Annotated in this window: 12 protein-coding genes and 2 pseudogenes; 3 read left to right on the top strand and 11 right to left on the bottom strand. The window is 50.5% G+C overall.

Annotation, left to right across the window (positions count from 1 at the left end):
- Positions 1–77: 77 nt before the first annotated feature.
- From DRI82_RS05145 to DRI82_RS05120, 6 genes and pseudogenes are all read right to left on the bottom strand, one after another.
- Entirely contained in the window at positions 78–1,718 is a 1,641-nt protein-coding gene (locus tag DRI82_RS05145) for a Na/Pi cotransporter family protein (RefSeq protein WP_114192436.1), read from the bottom strand.
- A 146-nt stretch (positions 1,719–1,864) separates the two neighbouring features.
- On the bottom strand, positions 1,865–2,857 hold the full coding sequence (locus DRI82_RS05140; protein WP_114192435.1) for an ABC transporter ATP-binding protein: 993 nt from the start codon (positions 2,855–2,857) through the stop codon (positions 1,865–1,867).
- Between the two features lie 2 nt (positions 2,858–2,859).
- A complete protein-coding gene (locus DRI82_RS05135) occupies positions 2,860–3,645 on the bottom strand; it encodes an ABC transporter permease (RefSeq protein ID WP_114192434.1) in 786 nt (261 codons plus the stop codon).
- Positions 3,646–3,680: 35 nt separating this feature from the next.
- A complete protein-coding gene (locus DRI82_RS05130) occupies positions 3,681–4,523 on the bottom strand; it encodes an ABC transporter permease (RefSeq protein ID WP_114192433.1) in 843 nt (280 codons plus the stop codon).
- A gap of 91 nt (positions 4,524–4,614) precedes the next feature.
- Positions 4,615–4,773: pseudogene (locus DRI82_RS24255) on the bottom strand (alkaline phosphatase family protein); the annotation flags it as partial.
- 25 nt (positions 4,774–4,798) lie between these two features.
- Positions 4,799–5,860, bottom strand: coding sequence for an ABC transporter substrate-binding protein (locus tag DRI82_RS05120; RefSeq protein ID WP_114192432.1), 1,062 nt, complete (start codon positions 5,858–5,860; stop codon positions 4,799–4,801).
- A gap of 217 nt (positions 5,861–6,077) precedes the next feature.
- On the opposite strand from DRI82_RS05120, the pseudogene DRI82_RS24250 reads away from it, so the two are divergent.
- Together DRI82_RS24250 and DRI82_RS05110 are read left to right on the top strand one after the other, a co-directional pair.
- A pseudogene (locus DRI82_RS24250) lies at positions 6,078–6,242 on the top strand (MFS transporter); the annotation flags it as partial.
- Between the two features lie 225 nt (positions 6,243–6,467).
- Entirely contained in the window at positions 6,468–7,922 is a 1,455-nt protein-coding gene (locus DRI82_RS05110) for a DASS family sodium-coupled anion symporter (RefSeq protein ID WP_114192431.1), read from the top strand.
- Between the two features lie 141 nt (positions 7,923–8,063).
- Here DRI82_RS05110 and metH read toward each other — a convergent pair whose 3' ends face one another.
- Complete coding sequence (metH, locus tag DRI82_RS05105; protein ID WP_114192430.1) at positions 8,064–11,747, bottom strand: methionine synthase; 3,684 nt, start codon at positions 11,745–11,747, stop codon at positions 8,064–8,066.
- A gap of 245 nt (positions 11,748–11,992) precedes the next feature.
- On the opposite strand from metH, the gene iclR reads away from it, so the two are divergent.
- Entirely contained in the window at positions 11,993–12,829 is an 837-nt protein-coding gene (gene iclR, locus DRI82_RS05100; protein WP_114192429.1) for a glyoxylate bypass operon transcriptional repressor IclR, read from the top strand.
- On the opposite strand, the gene aceK is transcribed toward iclR, so the two are convergent.
- The 4 genes from aceK to metA all read right to left on the bottom strand — a co-directional run bounded on the left by aceK (position 12,826) and on the right by metA (position 18,926).
- Positions 12,826–14,568 carry a bifunctional isocitrate dehydrogenase kinase/phosphatase gene (gene aceK / locus DRI82_RS05095; RefSeq protein ID WP_425452623.1) on the bottom strand — a complete coding sequence of 581 codons (1,743 nt, stop codon included), beginning with the start codon at positions 14,566–14,568 and terminating at the stop codon, positions 12,826–12,828. The two genes, iclR and aceK, sit on opposite strands and share 4 nt — an antisense overlap.
- An 81-nt stretch (positions 14,569–14,649) precedes the next feature.
- Positions 14,650–15,957 carry an isocitrate lyase gene (aceA, locus tag DRI82_RS05090; protein WP_114192428.1) on the bottom strand — a complete coding sequence of 436 codons (1,308 nt, stop codon included), beginning with the start codon at positions 15,955–15,957 and terminating at the stop codon, positions 14,650–14,652.
- A gap of 57 nt (positions 15,958–16,014) precedes the next feature.
- Entirely contained in the window at positions 16,015–17,613 is a 1,599-nt protein-coding gene (gene aceB / locus DRI82_RS05085; protein WP_114192427.1) for a malate synthase A, read from the bottom strand.
- A gap of 383 nt (positions 17,614–17,996) precedes the next feature.
- Positions 17,997–18,926: a homoserine O-acetyltransferase MetA gene (gene metA, locus DRI82_RS05080; RefSeq protein ID WP_114192426.1), complete on the bottom strand. Its 930-nt coding sequence runs from the start codon at positions 18,924–18,926 to the stop codon at positions 17,997–17,999.
- Between the last annotated feature and the right edge of the window lie 443 nt (positions 18,927–19,369).

The following is a 19,369-nucleotide window of genomic DNA, read 5'->3' as shown; positions in this document are numbered from 1 at the left end:
GGCGTATAGAAATAATGGGGGTTATAAATAAATCGTATCGCGCAGGAGATCTTGCGGATCCCAGCGCGAGAGCGGTATTAAATTGCCTCATCCGCCATGCGGTCGTCGTCCCTTTCATCCTGATCCAGCACGTTATAGGCAACAGTACAAAACAGTGAATTCAATCGTTTCATGTCGCCAAGCAAACCAAGGTGCAGAGAACTGGTTTCTATACTCTGCACATTTTGCTGATGCAAACGATCAACGTGAGCATGTGCATAACGGCGATCGAGAATACGGAAGCGGTGTTTAGAACGGCGGAGTCTTTTGGCGCTGGTAATATCACTGCTAAGAAAGACCGAAAGGCTGAGACGCAAGTTACTGACCAAACGCTCGTGCAGCGTATCCAGTTCCTCCATGCCTGCGGGCGAGAATGCGCGTTGGACGGCGTGGGATTTGGCGGCGATATCGCCCGTCATTCTTTCGATAATATCGCCAGCCTGCTCAAGGTTCAGCGCCATTTCGATAATTTCCGCCCAACGCCGGGAATCCGCCTCCCCCAAATCCTCTTTCTGCATCTGCGCCAGATAGAGTTTAATCGCGGTATAGAGAACGTCGACATCATCATCCAATCGTCTTACTTCACGTTCTTGGGCAAATTTACCGTGCATGACTTCACGGTTAAGCACCAGCATATGTTCAACCACATCGCCCATCCGCAGGGTTTCCCGCGCTGCATTAGCCAGTGCCAGCGACGGTGTATCCAGCGCACTGATATCCAGATAACGAGGACTCAGGCGCGGATCTTCCTCGGGTATATCGGCGAGCATCATCTGACACAGACGCGCCATCGGTCCTGCGAGAGGGATCATCACCAAACAGCGCACCAGGTTGTAGAACATATGGAAATAGATCACCAGTTCCTCGTCAGCCACCGGCAATCTCTCCATTTGTTCTGCCAGAAGTCCGACAAAGGGCAGAACCACCACGCATCCCACCAGTTTGAACAACAGGCTTCCCAGCGCGACTCGTCGCCCGGCTGCGTTCTGTTTACTGGCATTAATCATTGCCAGTAAACCACTGCCAAAGTTGGCACCGATCACCAGGCATAGCGACACTTTCAAGGAGATGACACCAGTAGCCGTCAGGGTCGCAGTCAGAAGCACTGCCGCCAGACTTGAGTAACTGACAATCGCGAATATCGCCCCTGTCAGTGCATCCAGTAACGTATCACCCGTGAGTGACGAAAACAGTACTTTGACGCCTGAGGCTTGGGTAATGGGCGTCGCCGCCGAGACAATCAATTCAAGCGCCAGCAGAATCAAACCCAGTCCGATCGCCACGCGCCCCATTTGCCCGAGGCGGGTCTGTTTACGGCTGAGGAAAAAGGTGACCCCGGCAAAAATCAGTAGCGGCGAGAGCCAGGAGAGATCGAAGGTCAGAACACGGGCCATCAAGGCGGTACCCACATCAGCACCGAGCATGATCACCAACGCTGGCGAAAGCGCCACCAGACCTTGGGCGACAAACGAAGTCACCAATAGCGCCGTGGCATTACTGCTTTGTACCAGTGCGGTCACGCCAATGCCAGCAACAAAAGCCAGAGGTTTACGCTCAACGCTCCGGCTGAGTACCCGACGTAAGTCGGATCCGTAAACCCGCATGATGCCGGTTCGCACAATATGCGTACCCCACACCAGCAATGATACTGCAGAAAGCAAATGAAGAAGAGTTAACACTGAGGAGAGACTCCCTAACGCCAGGCATTAATAGGCTATCCTGCCTGCCTGACGTCTTGGAGCAGAATAGTATCCAGATTGACAACAGCCGGGCATCCTTCCCAGGTCAGCAACGGTTAAGATCGAACCAGTATCACGTGCCACATTCACGCAACTTCACGTAATGTCATGATATCTAACTGTAGACCAATTTGACTGCCATCGGCGTGCAAATCAGCCACTGAGTGGTTCAGTACATCCACCAATAGCTCAACACCACGAGCCAGTACCCGATAGCGGATCACATTTCCCAATAGAGTGCGGTTGACGATCACTGCATTGATGCCGTGATCGGATGGACCTACGATGATCGATTCAGGTCTTATCGCAACCTGCCCCGTATAATGGTGCCCGGTAAGTGTGTTGGCTTGCTCCGCACTGAGCAAATTATAGCTACCGATAAATCCTGCGGCGAAAAGATTAACAGGTTGAGTATACAGGGTTTGTGCATCGCCACTTTGCACTATCTGGCCTTTGTTCATTAACACGATACGATCGGAGAGCGTTAAGGCCTCTTCCTGATCGTGAGTCACGAAGATGGCGGTTAAATTCAACTCGCGCTGTATACGGCGGATCTGTTCACGCAGATGGCGACGAATACGGGCATCCAATGCCGAGAGCGGTTCATCAAGTAACAACAATCTTGGCCTCGTCACCAGCGATCGCGCCAGCGCCACGCGTTGACACTGTCCACCAGAAAGTTGGTGTGGATAGCGTTTGCTGAACTCGCCTAACTCAACCAAATCCAGCACCTCACCGACCCGTTGCCGGATTTCAGTGGCGGAAAGTTTCTGCATTTTCAAACCGAACGCCACATTGCCTTCGACCGTCATATTCGGAAATAGCGCATAGCTCTGGAAGACCATGCCGATCCCGCGTTTTTGCGGAGAAACCGGCACCAGATCCTGCCCTTGCAACAGAATTTGTCCACTGTCGACCGACGTTAGCCCGGCAAGGCAGCGTAAGAGCGTTGATTTCCCACAACCGCTCGGCCCCAGTAGCGTGACAAACTCCCCCTCGCCGGCAGTAAAATCTATCTGATTGAAAATCTGTGCCGATCCATAGCTCTTGTTCAGTTGTGTCACATTGAGGTACGCCATGCTCAGCCCTTCTCTTTGTTCAAATAATTGGCTATCCAGGTCACGACGAGAACGACCAGGAAATAGGAGATAACCAGCGCGCTGGTAAAATGACCACTGCCATTGCGCATGTTGTAGAGATAAACCTGTAAGGTTTCATAGCGGCTGCCCACCAGCAGATTGGCAAAAACAAACTCGCCGATGAGAAAGGAGAATGACAGCAGCACAGCAATCATCCCGCCCTTGCGTAAATTTGGCAGCACCACAAGCAAAGCGGCTTTCCAGGTGCTGGCACCGAGCAGATGCGCAGCATCCATCAAATCGCGCAGATTGATCGCCTGCATGTTGTTTGAAATAGCCCGATAAATGAATGGCAGGGCGATAGTGAAATAACAGCCAATCAAAATCCAGGGTGTACCCGTCAGCGCCAGTGGCGGAGCAGAATAGAGCTGCATCAGTCCCACGGAAGAGACTACGGGTGGGACAGCAAAAGGCAGCAGGATGAGCACATTCATGAGTGCATCAAGCCTGGGAAAATAGTAAGCAATCACAAACATAAGTGGCAGAATCAGTACCAGCGCTAATACCAATGAACCAAAACAGACCAGCAACGAGTGCCAGAGTGCTTGCAAAAAGCGGGGATCGCTCCACAGTTCGACCATCCATTTCAGCGTGAAGCCATTAGGTAAAATGGTGGCCCCCCATTCCGTGGCCAGCGCATAAATCAGCGTTGCGGCCAAGGGTAGTGCAAGAATCAGGAAGAGCAGCCAAACCACCACCCGGTGATACAGTGTTTCAGCGCGCGACATGGTTACGGCCTCCCCAGGTTATAATCATAGTGATATCAGGTACGTACATGAACGTAACTCCTGCGCAGCAACCACTGATGAATAAAGGTTATGAACGCCATGATCACCACCAGCAGCATGGCCAGTGCGCTGCCGAGATTCGGATCCAGAGAGATGTCACCCGCAACCAATGCGGCGATACGCACGGGCACGACGTTAAAATTCCCTGTCGTCAGCGCATAGACCGTCGCGTATGCTCCCAGCGCATTGGCAAGCAGAATAACAAAGGTGCCCATCAGCGCCGGAGCCATCACCGGTAACCCGATATGCCGCCAGTAGCTGAAACGCCCCGCGCCCAGCAATGCCGCAGATTCCCGCCAGTCCTCCCGCAGCCCATCAAAGGCGGGGTAAAGCAACAGCACACCGAGAGGGATCTGGAAGTAGGTGTACAACACAATCAAACCCGTTTTGGAGTACAGATTAAATGACTCCATGAGACCGTACTTTCGCAGAATCAGCGTCATACAACCGTTCAGACCCAGCAGAATCACAAAGGCGAATGCCAGCGGAACGCCTGCAAAGTTGCTCGTCATGTTGGTGAATGACATCACGAAGTCATGCACCTTCGTCGGCCCCATCTGGCGAAGTGAGTAACTGCCCACTAACGCGATGAGCAGGCCATAGACACTTGACCAGAGCGAGATATCCATTGAAAATTTTATCGCCTGTAAATAGAACGGCGAGGTGAGGATGTCGCTGTAATTCGCCCATCCCCAGGCCTCATTGGTCTCACTGTAGAAGCTGCTTACTGCGATCCAGATCAGGGGCGCTATCTGAAAGGCGATAAAAAACAGGGCGAACGGCAGCAGGCACAACGCAGCAATCCACTTACCTTTCATGATATTTCCTTTTAGTGCGTCATACGCATTAGTGTGGTGCAGAAAGGTTTGTCGTGGGGAATCTGTAGTAACGCACATAACGTCCCGCACAGATCATACATTCGTATAATGGTCTGGAAAGCGAGGGCAATTCGCTCTCCAATTGATATAAATGGCCGCGTCCTGCGGCATACTCTGCGTGTAAATACCCCATGGCAATCTGGGCGACCTGAAAATTCAGGTCGTCACGCATTACAAGAAAACTCTTCATTCACTTCATCCCGGCAAACGCTGGTCTACTGCTGCATATTTATGATCACGCTTTCTTGCCACAGGCGAGGGAGCGCTTTTGCACTCTTCTCCCAAGCGACAGGATCGGCAATCGGATGAGCGTTTTTGTATTGTTCGGCCGGTAACAGTTTTTCTTTTACGTCAGCAGGTAGCGTAATATGTTCCGCACGAATCGGGCGGGCATAACCGCGAGCCAGATTGATCTGCCCTGCATCGGAGAAGATATATTCACGCGCCAGCTTGGCCGCATTCGGATTTTTGGCGTATTTATTGATGATGGTGGTATAGCCTGAAGTGATTGAACCGTCAGAGGGGATCAGTACCTCAAAACGGGCTTTATCAATCTGGTCGCGATAGCTAAGACCATTGAAGTCCCACACTACGCCGACCTGAACTTCCCCTTTCTCCAGCGAAGCGATAACAGGATTGGTGAGGCTCAAACGCCCCTCTTTTGCCAGTTTGCCGAAGTATTCCAGACCCGGTTTCAGGTTCTTCTCATCACCGCCCATCGCATAGGTAGCAGCCAGTACACCATTTGCGGCTTGTGCTGCAGTGCCGACATCGCCAATCGTGACGCTGTATTTACCCTTCAGCAAATCAGCCCAGCTGTGCGGAATATCTTTGACCTGATCTTTATTTATGATGAACGCGATGGTACCTGTGTAAGCCAGTGCCCAGTGACCGTCCTTATCTTTTGCCCAATCAGGGACCTGATCCCAGGTGCTCGGTTTGTAGGGCTGGGTGACGCCTTTAACAACCGCAACAGGACCAAAAGAGGCACCGACGTCACCAATATCGGCGCTGGCGTTGCTTTTTTCTGCGTCAAACTTGGCGATCTCTTGCGCGGAGCTCATGTCGGTATCGCTGTGTTTCAAGCCGTATTTGCTGTTCAAATCATTCCAGGTATCTTTCCAGTTGGCCCAACTGTCCGGCATCCCGACACTGTTCACCTGTCCTTCGGCTCGAGCGGCTTTTTCCAATGCGGCTAAATCTGTATCTGCGGCCCACGCAGTAGAGAGGGAAAGGACGATAGCGCTGGTTAACACAGAAGCGAACAAATGTTTCATAACTGAAGCTCCAGATGATAGGGTGTTGTGAGTGCTGGTCTAGTCCAGCAAGAACCAAGCCAATCTAACGTTCAATTATGCTAATTATATGTCAGTACAGAAAACCGGCAGTTTTAACCGTGGCAATGCTAGCAAACGCACACTTTTGCTGGATATTGCAGCGTGGATTGGTGCAAAAACGCACTAAAATGAGGCTTTAAGAGAGATGAGTGACCAGCCACCATTGCTTCCTTTTATGGCGTCTAATGTTCTAAAAATATCCCCCGACAGCCCCGCTCGTTTCATCACTCGAATCAATAGAAATAGTGACGATCGCATCATGGATTGTGATTATGAATACTGGCGTTATGATGCGTTGCATATTAATGTTGAGCCGCAATAATTCTTAAATTCATTGAGCATGAAATAAATAATTACACTTATAATTCATCAAGATAATAGATAAAAACCGTGCTAAAAAAATTTTATCTAGAATGCCGCGTCAGGTCATAATAATTGCACTTTTTCTTTTACCCTCCCCCTTTTTCAGCGCTACCCTGAAGCAACCCTGTAACTACGTTTCGTTACGGAAAATCATTTCTCTTCAATCCTTATTAAGGGAAACAAGGTGAAGACAAAAACCGCTTATGGCCTCAATTGGCTTCCACTGGTAGTGATTCTCCTCATTGCCACTTTTTTCTGGCATATTGCGCCACCGACCGGCCTGAACCCAGCGGCCTGGCACTCAGCAATTATCTTCGTCGCAACCATTGTTTGTATCGTTGCCAATGTATTACCCATCGGGGCCATTGGTATTATCAGTATCACTATTTTTGCCCTGACATATGCGGCGGGTGATACTACGGCCAGCGGCGCTATTCAGACTGCTCTAAGCGATTTAAACAGCTCTCTTATCTGGTTGATCGTTGTCGCTTTTATGATTGCGCGCGGATTCATCAAAACCGGCCTCGGAAGACGTATCGCCTTGCAGATGATCCGCATTCTGGGCAAGCGAACGCTTGGATTAGCTTACGGTCTGGCTTTGGCTGACCTGATTCTTTCTCCCGCGATGCCCAGCAATACTGCCCGCTGCGGGGGAGTGATCTATCCGATTGCCGACTCGTTGGCCCGTAGTTTTGACTCGCGCCCTGAAGACGCCTCGCGTAACAAAATCGGGACGTTTTTGATTACCTGTATCGGTAACGTCAACGACATTACCGCTGCGATGTTTATGACGGCCTACACCGGCAACCTGCTGGCCGTCAAACTGGCCGCCAATGCCGGCGTGACTATCACGTGGGGAAGTTGGTTCGCGGCAGCCGTTGTGCCCTGCCTGATCTCATTGAGCATTGTTCCCCTTCTGGTTTACTGGCTGACCAAACCCGAAATCCGCCATACCCCAGATGCTCCCAAGTTGGCTATCAGTGAACTGCAGAAGATGGGATCGATGGGCCGCAGTGAGTGGCTGATGCTTACGACAGTTTTACTTCTGCTGGTCTTGTGGATTTTTGGCGATCTACTGGGAGTGGACGCCACAACGGCCTCCTTCGTTGGCCTTTCTTTCCTGCTGTTGACCGGCGTGCTCAGTTGGGAGGACATCAAGAGCGAGAAAGGGGCATGGGATACATTGATTTGGTTTGCTGCCTTGCTGATGATGGCAAACCAGTTGAAAAAGTTGGGCTTCACCAGTTGGTTTGGCGATTTGATAGGTAATAGCATCGGCCATATGATGCACGGTACCAGTTGGGTTTTGGTGTTATTGCTATTGAATGCCGCCTATTTCTACACCCATTACTTTTTTGCCAGCGGTAACGCGCAAATTGCCGCGCTGTACGCGGTATTTCTCGGCGTAGGCATCAACCTCAACATTCCACCGGTTCCTATGGCGTTCATGCTGGCCTTCACCAGCAGTCTGTACTGCTCATTGACGCAATACACCCATGCGCGGGGGCCAATCCTGTTTGGTGCAGGTTATGTCCCGACAGCGACGTGGTGGCGGATAGGATTCGTGGTCAGCTTGCTCAATCAGGCTGTTTTTATGACTGCGGGTTTACTGTGGTGGAAAGCGATCGGCCTCTTTTGAATCAGGCCGGAGAGTGAACCAGATCAATCGCCATATCAGCCGAAAAAATGGGCACCGCGAGCGTGCCCATTTCATGTCTATATAAATAGTTCGAGTTGCAGTCAACGCATCTGCAGCTCGACGTATGACGGGTATATCAGATCAGTCTGCGTCATACCCCAGATTCGGAGCGAGCCAGCGCTCCACTTCCGCTATCGGCATACCTTTACGCGCGGCATAGTCTTCAACCTGATCGCGTTGAATCTGCGCCACAGCGAAATATTTACTGTCCGGATGGCTGAAGTACCAGCCCGCAACAGAAGCTCCCGGCCACATGGCGTAAGACCCCGTCAGTTTCATACCGGTATGGGTTTGCGCATCAAGTAACTGCCAAATCTGGCCTTTTTCAGTATGTTCTGGACAGGCCGGATAGCCTGGAGCAGGACGAATGCCCTGATAGTTTTCCCGGATCAGCTCTTCATTGCTCAGGTTTTCGTTGCCCGCAAAACCCCAATACACTTTACGAACCCGCTCGTGAAGGTATTCAGCAAAAGCCTCTGCCAGACGATCGGATAGCGCTTTCACCATGATTTTATTGTAATCATCGTGCTGCTGGTCATAAGCCTCTGCCAGCGTATCCTCTTCCAGGCCACCGGTCACGGCAAACGCTCCCATGTAATCATGTTTACCGCTGGATTTCGGTGCAACAAAATCGGCCAGACAGTAATTGGGGAAGTCTGTTTTCTCGGTTTGCTGTCGCAGATGGTGGCTGACCACCAACACCTCACTACGCCGCTCGTCACGGTAGATCTCGATATCATCCCCAACACGGTTGGCAGGGAATAATCCGACCACACCACGCGGGGTCAATAATTTTTCGTTGGAAAGTTTATCCAGCAACTCGTTGGCATCGCTGAACAGGCGTTTGGCTTCCTCGCCCACCACCTCGTCTTCCAGGATACGGGGGTATTTACCCGCCAACGACCAGGTCATAAAGAAAGGCGTCCAGTCGATATAATTGCGCAGTGTTTCTATACTGGCTTCGACCTTCTGCACCCCAAGACGGTGTGCGACCGGGGGAGTATAATTGTCCCAATCGATCTCCAGCGCATTTTCACGCGCGGCTTGCAGAGAAACAGGTGGTGTGCGCGGTTTTTTCCGGGCATGCTGAATCCGCACCGTTTCATACTCTTTACGCGTCCGCGCGACAAAGTCATCGCGCTGTGTATCCGACAACAGAGCCGAAACCACCCCTACCGTTCGCGAGGCATTTTGCACATAGGTTGTGGGGCCACTGTAATTCTGTTCAATTTTAACCGCAGTGTGGGCCTTGGAGGTCGTTGCGCCGCCGATCAGCAACGGTAGCGTGAAGCCTTGCCGCTCCATTTCTTTGGCAACGTTGACCATCTCATCCAGCGACGGCGTTATCAGTCCAGACAAACCGATAATATCCACCTTCTGTTCAATGGCGGTCTTCAGGATTTTGTCCGTGGGTACCATGACGCCCAAATCAATGATTTCGTAGTTATTGCATTGCAACACCACGCCAACGATATTTTTACCGATATCGTGAACATCGCCTTTCACCGTCGCCAATAAAATCTTTCCGGCAGTAGAACCTTTTTGCTTGCTGGCTTCGATATAAGGTTCCAGATAGGCCACTGCCTGCTTCATAACCCGGGCGGATTTCACCACCTGCGGCAGAAACATTTTCCCCTCACCGAACAGATCGCCGACTACATTCATGCCATCCATCAGCGGCCCTTCGATCACTTCGATAGGGCGATCCGCTTCCTGACGTGCCTCTTCGGTATCCAGTTCGATAAACTCGGTAATGCCTTTCACCAATGAATATTCGAGGCGTTTTTTTACCGGCCAACTGCGCCATTCAGCCTGCTGTTTATTGGCTTCACCATCGTCTTTGCTGCCTTTATATTTTTCGGCCAGATCCAGCAGACGTTCTGTCCCATCATCACGCCGATTGAGGATGACATCTTCAACAGCATCGCGTAACTCGGCAGGTAAATCGTCATAGATAGCCAACTGTCCGGCGTTGACGATCCCCATATCCATTCCATTACGAATGGCGTGATAGAGGAAAACGGCGTGGATCGCTTCACGCACCCCATCGTTTCCACGAAAGGAGAACGAGACGTTCGAGACACCGCCAGAGATCAGGGCGTGAGGGAGTTGCGATTTGATGTCGGCGCAGGCTTCGATAAAATCGACAGCGTAATTGTTGTGTTCTTCAATGCCGGTCGCGACCGCAAAAATATTGGGATCGAAAATAATGTCTTCTGGCGGGAAACCCACTTTTTCGGTGAGGATTTTGTAGGCACGACGGCATATAGCGATCTTGCGTTCACGCGTATCGGCCTGCCCCACTTCATCAAAAGCCATCACCACAACCGCCGCACCGTAACGGCGCACCAGTTTTGCATGATGAATGAAAGCGTCCTCGCCTTCCTTCATTGAAATAGAGTTAACAATCCCTTTGCCCTGAATACATTTCAGCCCTTTCTCTATCACGTCCCACTTGGACGAGTCGATCATGATTGGCACACGGGCAATGTCTGGTTCACCGGCAATCAGGTTAAGAAAGCGCACCATCGCCGCTTCCGCGTCGAGCATGCCTTCATCCATGTTGATGTCGATAATCTGCGCGCCACTCTCGACCTGCTGGCGGGCAACTGCCAACGCTTCGGCATATTTTTCTTCTTTAATCAGCCGTTTGAAGCGCGCAGAACCGGTCACGTTGGTACGTTCACCCACATTAACGAACAATGACTTGGCATCGATCGTTAAGGGTTCAAGTCCAGCAAGACGGCAGGCAACCGGTATTTCGGGCAGTTGGCGGGGTGGGACACCCTCTACTGCGCGGGCGATAGCGGCGATATGCTCAGGTGTAGTACCACAGCAACCACCGACAATATTCAGGAAACCGGAACGTGCCCATTCGCCAATTTGCTTTGCCATTTCCCTGGCATCCAGATCGTATTCACCGAATGCATTTGGCAGACCCGCATTCGGGTGTACGGTCACATAACACTCAGCAATACGCGACAGTTCTTGCACATACTGACGCAATTCATCCGGGCCCAATGCACAGTTGAGGCCAAATGAGAGGGCTTTTACGTGACGCAGGGAGTTATAAAAGGCTTCCGTCGTCTGACCCGAAAGAGTACGGCCAGAGGCATCCGTAATGGTTCCAGAGATCATGACTGGCAATACAATGCCCAGTGCCTCAAATTCGCTCTCCACCGCAAATGTCGCGGCCTTGGCATTCAGCGTATCGAAAACAGTTTCGATCATAATCAGATCGACACCGCCCTCAACCAGCGCACGGGTGGATTCGCGATAGGCTTCCACCAACTGGTCAAAACTGACATTGCGAAAAGCCGGATCGTTAACATCTGGCGAAATAGAGGCCGTGCGGTTGGTAGGCCCGAGAACACCGGCCACATAACGCGGTTTTTCCGGGGTGCGCGCGGTCCATTCATCGGCACAAATTCTTGCCAAACGAGCCGCTTCGTAGTTAATCTCCGCCGATAGCGATTCCATATGGTAATCAGCCATGGCTATGGGAGTCGAGTTGAAGGTATTCGTTTCGAGAATATCCGCACCCGCTTCGAGATACCCGTTATGAATGGCGGTTATCACCTCAGGTTTGCTTAATACCAGCAGATCGTTATTACCTTTCAGATCGCTTTGCCAATCAGCAAACCTTGCGCCACGGTAGTCATTCTCCTCAAGCTTATAACTTTGGATCATGGTTCCCATGCCGCCATCTAACACTAAAATACGCTGTGCCAGCTGCTTACGCAGCGCTTCAACTCGATTTGTCACTGTAGCCCCTTCCACCCACGTTACTCACCCTATCCACATGCTGTACCGACGGAAACGATTGCCGGAAAATCAAACAGGCCATCCTAGCATAAGTTATTCATATGCAGTGCCTGCAACAAGTTGAGACTTTTTCAGCTAGCGCAGCCAACACATCGGATGAGCGCAATTAGCGGTTGCAATCCATAATGAATAAATGAAAATGAATTCCAAAATACTCCTTCGCCGCTTTGAATAAGGAATTGCATATGGCAACACCAACTCCCGTTAAACGCGGCAAGAAACCACGCGGTACGGCAACAACTGCCCCTGCGGCGACCGGTCAGGTCCAGTCGCTCACCCGTGGACTTACATTATTGGAATACATTGCCGAAGCGCACGGTAATGTCGCTTTGACCGATTTGGCCCAGCAAGCCGGTTTACCCAATTCTACGACGCATCGCCTACTGACGACCATGCAACAACAGGGTTTTGTTCGCCAGGTAGGCGATCTTGGACTGTGGACCATTGGCTCACATGCATTCGTGGTGGGCAGCAGTTTCCTGCAAAGCCGTAATTTACTCGCGATGGTACACCCGATGCTGCGTAGTCTGATGGAAGAGTCGGGCGAAACCGTCAATCTGGCCGTGCTCGATCACAGTGATTATCAGGCGATCATTATTGATCAGGTGCAGTGTACTGCGTTAATGCGCATGTCAGCGCCAATTGGTGGAAAACTGCCGATGCACGCCTCCGGTGCAGGTAAGGCATTTCTCTCAACCCTGCCGGACGACCAGGTGGCTCAGCTTTTACACAAAAAAGGACTGCATAGTTATACACCGAGAACATTGAGTTCTCCTGCCAACCTGAAGCTGGAATTAGCGGAGATCCGTAAACGTGGATATTCCTTTGACGATGAAGAACATGCGCTCGGACTGCGCTGTATCGCAGCCTGCATTTTTGATGAACATCGGGAAGCCTTTGCGGCGATCTCAATTTCTGGTCCGGTTTCTCGCATGACTGACGATCGCGTTACCGAGCTTGGTGCGCTGGTTATCCATGCCGCCAAAGAGATTACCCAGTCTTATGGCGGCTCAAGAAATTAACCTGCCAACTTAGGTAATTCAGGGGCTTGCCGCTGACTGAAACGTCGGCGGCGACGGTAGGCAAAGACATCCTCCACATGACCGTCGCGAATGCGCTGTTGCAGCCCGCGCCAATAGCCAGCGCGGAACAGATCGCCATGCAGTTCCTCAAAAATCGCCCGGATGCGTCGATCGCTACAGAGAAAATGGCGAAACTCTTCGGGAAAGACATCATTGGATGAAATGCTATACCAAGGCTCACTGGCCATTTCATCTTCCGGATAGCGCGGCGGTGGGATATCGCGAAAATTCACCTCAGTCATATAACAGATTTCGTCATAGTCATAAAAGACCACCCGGCCATGACGCGTAACACCAAAGTTTTTGAACAGCATGTCACCGGGGAAAATATTGGCAGCGGCCAGTTGTTTTATCGCATTGCCATATTCTTCAATCACATCACGCAATGGCTGACCTTCAACCTGCTCAAGGTAGAGGTTCAGTGGCGTCATTCGTCTTTCCATATAGAGATGACGAATAATAATTCTGTCGCCAATATCTTCCAGCTTTTCAGGCACCTCGCGCAATAATTCCGCCATCAGTTCCGTGCTGATCGCGCTTTTATCGATCACAAAGTTTTCGTACTCCTGCGTATCGGCCATTCGTCCAACCCGATCGTGCTCTTTGACCAATTGATAGCACGCCATGACCCGCGCTTCGGTCACCTCTTTTTGCGGTGCGAAGTGGTCTTTGATCACCTTGAAAACCCGATCGAATGACGGAAGTGTAAACACCAGCATCACCATGCCTTTGACGCCGGGGGCAATGATAAATTGCTCACGGGTTTTAGCCATGAAGGTCAAATATTCACGGTAACACTCTGTTTTTCCATGCTTCTGACAACCAATCGCCATATAAAGCTCAGCGGTGGTTTTACTGGGAAGTATTTCCCTTAACCACTCGACCAATGCGGCAGGAAGCGGCGCATACACCATGAAATAGGACCGGGCAAAACCAAATACGATACTGGCTTCGTCTTTACCGGTAAGGCAGGTATCGATAAATAATGCACCCTGATCGCTGTGGTGAATTGGCATTAAAAAGGGAACGATCTGCCCTTCCATTCTCAATTTCCCCACTAGCCAGGCCGCTTTATTGCGATAAAACAGCTCGTTGGCAATTTCAAACTGCGCTTCGCCAAGCTGCGAGGGAGTGAAGGATTGCTGCAATGATTGGATAATGTAATGGATATCACGATCAAGATTCTCCCACGGCAAACGCAGTGGCAGATCCTTGAGGATTGTCCGCAGCATCGTGGCAATATCACCCTGCGACATAAATCTACGCGACAGGGGACGGGAACTGTCGTGGAATCGACGTTCAGGCTGGGAACTGAAGACAAACAGCTTATCCGGCGTCAGATCGCGATGCTTGAACACCCGGCAATAGACGGAATTAAAGAAGCTCTCGGCAATTTCAAATCGCGGGTAATCCGGGAGCAGAGACGTGTAGATACTTTTTACCCGGGAAACAAACCCCGCATCATAAAAACGCGGCCCGGTAATGCATCTCAACTGCTCGACAACCAGCCCAACATGATGATCATAAAGATGAATCCGCTGTTTCATGGCTCCCTGTATGGCAGGCCAATCCGCCTGTTCAAAGCGCTGCTGCGCACCGGCGGTCACCTCCAGAAAGCGGCCATACTGTGCATCGAAACCCTGCAAAATTGTCTGCGCAATAAGTTTTTCCAAACCCATAGTGATCCCCTTTAAGCGCAATCAGCCAGAGCCTGCGATAAACAGGCTCTGGCGCGGCATGACGGTACGGTCAGGATTCGATTAGAATTGCTGCTCTTCTGTTGAACCGGTCAACGCTGTCACAGAGGAGGCCCCACCCTGAATAATGGTGGTGACTTTGTCAAAGTAGCCGGTGCCTACTTCCTGCTGATGGGACGCAAAGGTATAACCACGTGCAACCGCATCAAACTCAGGCTGCTGCACTTTTTCAACGTAATGCTTCATCCCTTCACCTTGCGCGTAAGCATGGGCCAAATCAAACATGTTGAACCACATACTGTGGATGCCAGCCAACGTGATGAACTGATATTTGTACCCCATCGCGGAGAGTTCGTCCTGGAAGCGGGCAATGGTGGCGTCATCCAGATTTTTCTTCCAGTTGAACGAAGGCGAACAGTTATAGGCCAGCAGCTTGCCGGGATATTTGGCGTGGATAGCTTCGGCAAAGCGGCGAGCCATATCAAGATCCGGTGTTGATGTTTCACACCACACCAGATCGGCATACGGAGCGTAGGCCAATGCACGACTGATGGCCTGTTCGACACCTGCACGCGTCCGGTAAAACCCTTCTGCCGTGCGCTCACCAGTAATAAAATCGCTGTCCCACGGATCGCAATCGGAGGTCAGGAGATCGGCAGCATCGGCATCAGTCCGGGCGACAACCAGCGTCGGGACACCCAGCACATCCGCTGCAAGACGTGCAGAAATCAATTTCTGAATCGCTTCTTGCGTCGGTACCAACACTTTACCGCCCATGTGGCCACATTTTTTTACCGCAGCCAATTGATCTTCAAAGTGAACCGCAGCGGCACCCGCTTCAATCATGGCCTTCATCAGTTCGAACGCATTCAGAACCCCACCGAAGCCGGCTTCGGCATCAGCCACAATCGGCAGGAAGTAGTCGGTATAGTTTTTGTCACCCGGCTCAATCTTATTCGACCATTGAATCTGATCCGCCCGGCGAAACGTGTTGTTGATGCGCTCAACGACCATCGGCACGGAGTTGACCGGATAAAGCGATTGGTCGGGATACATGCTGGAGGCCGAGTTGGCATCAGCCGCTACTTGCCATCCTGAAAGATAGATGGCCTCAATACCCGCTTTTGCCTGCTGCAAAGCTTGACCGCCGGTCAAGGCACCCAAACAGTTGATATACCCTTTACGCGCATCACCATGCAGCAAACGCCACAATCTGGCCGCACCCAATTGCGCGAGCGTACATTCCGGATTCACCGAACCACGCAGATTTACCACATCTGCCGCGCTATAAGGACGGGTAATTCCTTCCCAACGCGGTTGTTTCCATTCTTGTTCCAACTGCTCAATCTGCTGGGTACGTGAGGTTTTCATAACAGATGCTCCATTCTATTTATTTGTAGGGTTCAAAATGTTCATCAACGCGCCACATCACGCTAACAGGGCGTAACCTGGCAGGGTCAGGAAGTCGATCAACTCATCCTGAGTCGTTATGCGTTCCATCAATCGTGCAGCATCATCAAAGCGCCCGGAGCTGAAACGTTGCTCGCCCAACTCCTCCTGAATCACCCTCATTTCTTGCGCCAGCATTTCGCGGAACAGACTGGCAGTCACCGGTTGCCCATCGCTCAATGTCTTGCCGTGGTGAATCCATTGCCATATCGAGGTGCGTGAAATCTCGGCCGTCGCCGCATCTTCCATCAGCCCGTAAATAGGTACGCAACCATTGCCAGAGATCCAGGCTTCAATGTATTGCACTGCCACGCGGATATTGGCGCGCATTCCCTCTTCTGTGCGCTTACCTTCACAGGCTTGCAGCAGCAGTTCTGCAGGAATGGGGGCATCTTCTTCACGAAGTACGTCCAGTTGGTTTTTTCTTTCGCCAAGTGCCCGATTAAAAACGTCCATAACCGTATCTGCCAACCCAGGATGAGCAACCCAAGTACCATCGTGGCCGTTGTCTGCTTCCAGTTGCTTGTCCGCGCGGACCCGATCCAGAACCCAGGCATTACGTTGCGTATCTTTACTGGGAATAAACGCCGCCATCCCCCCCATCGCGAAAGCACCACGTCGATGACAGGTTTTAATCAGCAAGCGCGAATAGGCGCTGAGGAAAGGTTTTTCCATCGTTACGGATTGGCGGTCAGGCAAAACGCGATCGGGGTGATTCTTCAGCGTTTTTATATAGCTGAAAATGTAATCCCAACGACCACAGTTAAGCCCAACAATGTGATCACGCAGGTGATAGAGGATCTCATCCATCTGGAATACCGCAGGCAAAGTCTCGATCAATACGGTAGCCTTGATCGTGCCACGCGGCAGCTCGAAGCGATCCTCAGTGAAACTGAATACATCGCTCCACCAGGCGGCTTCCTGATAGGACTGCGTTTTTGGCAGGTAAAAATAGGGTCCACTACCCTTTTCCAGCAACGTGCGGTAGTTGTGGAAAAAATAGAGGGCAAAATCGAACAACCCTCCAGGTATGGCTTCACCCTGCCATTGAACGTGTTTCTCTGGCAGATGTAAGCCGCGAACCCGACAGATCAGAACGGCAGGATTAGGCTGAAGTTGGTAAATCTTCCCTGACTCATTGGTATAGGAAATTGTACCATTCACCGCATCCCGCAAATTTATTTGACCATCAATGACTTTATCCCAGCTCGGTGCCAGAGAGTCCTCAAAGTCAGCCATAAATACTTTAACGTTGGCATTTAGTGCATTGATGACCATCTTACGTTCTACCGGGCCTGTAATTTCAACCCGACGATCGAGCAGGTCATCTGGAACACCGAGTATTTTCCAATCACCATTACGAATGGAAGCCGTTTCCGAAATAAAATCCGGCAGTTCTCCGTGATCAATCTTCTGCTGGGCAGCAAGCCGGACTTGCAAAAGCTGATTGCGAGGAGCAGTAAACTGACTCACCAGGTCGGTCAGGAACTCTACAGCATCATGAGTCAGAATCTTCTTCTCGGCGGTGCTGAACTGCCGTGTGAAAGCCAGTTCGCGGCTTGCTATCTGTTCTGTCATTACCTTTCTCCTTACTTTTCAGGCCAGCAGCCCACCGCCATTTAAACAATTCAGCCGATGAGTCATGTTGGAATCACTGTCAGGGAGGGATTTATCACTGTTTGATTTTCGCCCCGACAGCTCTAAGAGTAATCAATAAAAACAAAAAATCAAAAACCATTTCCATTTTATTTTAAATTATTTTAATAAACCTTAGTTATCAATATGTTAAATTAATGTGTAAAGTCATCGTAATAGAGATGCTATTCCATTAATGCATAAATTATTGTTTAACCTGTTGATTAATCAGAGTTATGACAAAAAATGAGGGGTGTAAGATGCAGAAATGTGATCAAAAGAGGTGAAGACAGTGACCTTTATTTGGTCACTGTCTTAAGAAGTGATTACTCGAGAGTTGGATTCATTTGCCGTAAATCGAAAGGCGTTATCTGGTAGACGTAATAGTTAAGCCAGTTAGAAAACAGCAGATGACCATGGCTACGCCAAGAAGCCTTAGGTGAGAGCTCTGGATTGTCCTGTGGGAAATAGTTTACAGGCAAGGCTGGCGTCAAACCGGCTGCAAGATCGCGTAAATATTCTCCGGCCAGCGTTGCTGTATCGTATTCAGGATGCCCAGTGACGAAAGCCATACGTTTATCTTTAGTGGCAAAGAGATAAGCCCCTGCTTCTTCAGATTCAACCAAGATATCCAGATCGGTATACTTACGCAGTTCTTCTATTGGAAAGTCTGCGTAACGTGAATGCGGAGCAAGAAAGGTCTCATCAAAACCTCGGGTCAAAAGTGCCAGAGGCTGTAATGTCTGATGCTGATAAACACCCGATAGCTTCACTTCACGGGTCATTTTCGGCATGCCATACAGGACATTTAGCGCGGCCTGAACTGCCCAACAGACAAATAGGGTCGATGTAACGTGCTCTTTGGCCCAGTGAACAATTCTTTCTATCTGTGGCCAATAAGCAACATCACAGAAATCAACCAAGCCCAGCGGAGCGCCAGTCACGATTAAGCCATCAAAATTCTCGTTCTGAATATCTTCAAAGTCGCAGTAGAAATTATTCAAATGCTCTGTGGGGGTATTCTTTGACTCCCGGCTGTCAATACGTAACAGCTGGATATCAATTTGCAGCGGTGAATTGGATAGCAAGCGGAGAAATTGGTTCTCAGTTTCTATCTTCTTCGGCATCAGATTCAAAACCAGCACCTTCAAGGGACGGATTTCCTGAGTTTTAGCACGAGAAGACGTCATCACAAAGACGTTCTCGTTGCGCAAAAAGCTCACCGCTGGTAACTCATCTGGAACCCGAATTGGCATCGCCTTCTTTCCTCACAACATACGTTTATACGTTTAGACTTCTAGATGCCCGACATTAACGCTTTTTATTCTTAATGTCGAGCCTGCATTTTGTAGGTGAAAAAGTTTCATCCGGCCGCACCGGGCTTAGATCTTACAAGAGTAGAAAAGAGAAAATGGCCGGAGTTACGTTATGAATAAAGTAGACTGATCGAAGAGGGAATTATCGGGTAGCAGCAAAGCAAAAAACCCCAGTCTCTCGACTGAGGTTCTTTACTTTGTTTGATGCCTGGCAGTTTACGCCGGGCTCCTGCCCTGCGCCCTTCGGGTCAGCGCTATGCGCTGCTCAAATCCGTTCCCGACGGATTTGTCCTACTCTCTGCCCGAAAAGGCAATTACCGGGTTGCAGCAAATAACAAAGCCCCGTACTTGCGTACAGGGCTTTGTTATTTGTTTGATGCCTG

It is taken from the genome of Edaphovirga cremea (assembly GCF_003332275.1).
GTDB classification, from domain to species: Bacteria; Pseudomonadota; Gammaproteobacteria; order Enterobacterales; family Enterobacteriaceae; genus Edaphovirga; species Edaphovirga cremea.
This window is presented reverse-complemented; position numbering and strand designations above follow the sequence as displayed.